3 protein-coding genes are annotated in these 2,360 nt (G+C 59.1%); 1 reads left to right on the top strand and 2 read right to left on the bottom strand.

The genetic code is table 11. The annotated features are described in order from the left end of the window. On the top strand, positions 1 to 1,123 hold a 1,123-nt coding region (gene thiC, locus F8J34_RS00705), incomplete at its 5' end, for a phosphomethylpyrimidine synthase ThiC (protein ID WP_297055344.1). Here the strand turns inward: thiC and F8J34_RS00710 are convergent. Next, positions 1,120 to 1,725 carry a flavodoxin family protein gene (locus F8J34_RS00710; RefSeq protein ID WP_297055346.1) on the bottom strand — a complete coding sequence of 202 codons (606 nt, stop codon included), beginning with the start codon at positions 1,723 to 1,725 and terminating at the stop codon, positions 1,120 to 1,122. The two genes, thiC and F8J34_RS00710, sit on opposite strands and share 4 nt — an antisense overlap. Before the next feature lie 14 nt (positions 1,726 to 1,739). Continuing rightward, positions 1,740 to 2,240, bottom strand: coding sequence for a hypothetical protein (locus tag F8J34_RS00715; protein ID WP_297055348.1), 501 nt, complete (start codon positions 2,238 to 2,240; stop codon positions 1,740 to 1,742). Between the last annotated feature and the right edge of the window lie 120 nt (positions 2,241 to 2,360).

Consider the following 2,360-nt stretch of genomic DNA (forward strand, 5'->3'; position numbering starts at 1 on the left):
GGTCAACGCCTCCATCGGCACCTCAAGCGATCTCTGTGATCTGGAGCTTGAGAAACGCAAGGCCCGGCTTGCGGAGGAGGCCGGAGCCGACACCCTGATGGAGCTTTCGGCCGCAGGAGATATTGACCAGATCCGGCGCGAGATCATCGCCACGGTGAGCCTGCCGGTGGGAAACGTGCCCCTTTACCAGGCCTTCTGCGACACCATGCGGGAACACGGCGATCCGGCGAGGCTCGATCCGGAATATCTTTTTGAGCTCATCGAGCGCCAGTGTGCGGACGGAATCGCCTTTATGGCCATCCACTGCGGGATTAATCTCTTCACCCTGGAGCGCCTTAAAGCCCAGGGCTACCGCTACGGGGGGCTGGTCTCCAAGGGCGGTTCCCTTATGGCCCAGTGGATGGTGAAAAACCGAAAGGAGAACCCCCTTTATGAGGAGTTTGACCGTCTGGTGGGAATCCTCAAGAAATACGATACCGTGCTTTCCCTGGGAAACGGAATGCGGGCCGGGGCCATACACGATTCGCTGGATCGGGCCCAGGTGGCCGAGCTTCTCATAAACTGCGAGCTTGCCGAAAGGGCGCGTGCGGCCGGCTGCCAGGTGATAGTGGAGGGTCCGGGGCATGTGCCGCTGGATGAGATCGAGACTTCGGTGCGCCTGGCTAAGAAGATGAGCGGTGGGGCCCCGCACTACATGCTCGGCCCCCTCCCCTGCGATGCGGGGGCCAGCCAGGATCATATCACCGCGGCGGTGGGGGCGGCCCTTTCGGCCTGGCACGGGGCGGATCTCATCTGCTACGTGACGCCTGCCGAACACCTGGGACTTCCCAACGAGGAGGATGTGGTGGTCGGGGTGCGGGCCGCACGCCTTGCGGCCCATATCGGAGATACGGTAAAGCTCAGGGGAAGAGCCGATCTCCGGGACAAACGGGTGAGCAAGGCCCGGCGGGATCTCAACTGGGCCGAGCACCTAAGGCATCTCCTTTTTCCCGAGGAGGCCCGGCGTTTCGTGGAGGAGAGGCGTTCCGTTCACGGCAAACGCTGCTCCATGTGCGGGGAACTCTGCGCCTTAGAGAACGCCGAGGTAGTCTTCCGGGAATTTTTGCGCGGGGAGAAGATTTAAGGCGCGGGATCGCGGGTTAGAGGCCATTTTTCGGGAGGCTCCCCCCGAGCGATGGCCCTTCCCAGGGCCTCGGCCTCGGCAAGGGCCGTGGGGTGTTCGCGGATGGCCCCTCTCTTTTCCACGCCGCGATAAAAAAGCCCGCCCTCATAGCGGACCCCCACGGCGTCAAAGAAATACCGCACCACCCGCTGCACCCCCTCAAAGAGCTTTTTCCCCTTGGTGGCCCCGAGGGAAAGAAAGATCCCGTAACGTTCCCCTTCCGGAAGGTTCTTCAGCACATACTTTCGTACCCAGAGAGCCTGGGAGCGCTCCACTAAGGCCTGGGTTTGGGCCGTGATATTGTAAAAAAAGATGGGCGAGGCCAGAACGATCACCCGTGCGGAAAGGATCTCCGCATAAACCGGGGCGAGATCGTCCTCAAGCACGCATTCCCCGGTGCGATCACAGCCTCCGCACTCGATGCAGCCCTGAAAGTTCATGCGGTAAAGATCGTAGCGGCGCACCTCAGCTCCAGCTGCTTCGGCTTCCCGCAGGAAGGCCGAAAGCAGAAGATCGGTGTTCCCTCCGAAACGCGGACTCCCCTGAAAGGCAAGGATTTTCACGTGCAGCCCTTCCCCTAAAGCAGACCGAAATTCCGCAATACCTCCGCCAGCCTCCGGTCCTCCCGGGCCAGCTCGCGCAGGGCCTTAAGTAATTCCCTCAGCCGACTTACCTCGTAAAGCCGTTCCACTTCCTCTATCGTTTCTTCGCGGGCCCTTCTTATAATGGTCCGTCTATCCCAGTAGGCGAAGCCTATGACCGCCACCACCAGAGCGGTAAAGATGGCGGTTATGATCCAGAGGAAGGTGTAAAGCTGGTCAAACCGCGCGTTCATGTCCCCCCGAAGCTCCTCAAAGCGCTTATCCACCTGTTCGAAGCGCTTGTTTACCTCTTCAAAGCGTTTGTCCACCGATTCCTTGAACTCCCGAAACTGGGCCTCAAGCACCGCCTGCCTCTTTTCTATTTCCAGGAGCTTGGCGTAAATCATCTCGTTGGTTATTCCTCCCCTCTTTCCTCCGTAAGCTGTTCCGCTTAGCAGAAGACTTACTACCACTAAAATAGCCAGGAGCCTTTTCATCTCCTTTTTCCTCTCCCGGGACCTTTTTCCATTATAAGGATCCCGGGGAAAGATTAAAACCCTTAATTCTGAAAAGAGTTTTATTCACCGGCGGTGGGGGTCGGGCTGGATGAATTCGTG

The sequence above is a fragment of the Thermosulfurimonas sp. genome (genome assembly GCF_015491435.1).
GTDB lineage: Bacteria > Desulfobacterota > Thermodesulfobacteria > Thermodesulfobacteriales > Thermodesulfobacteriaceae > Thermosulfurimonas_A.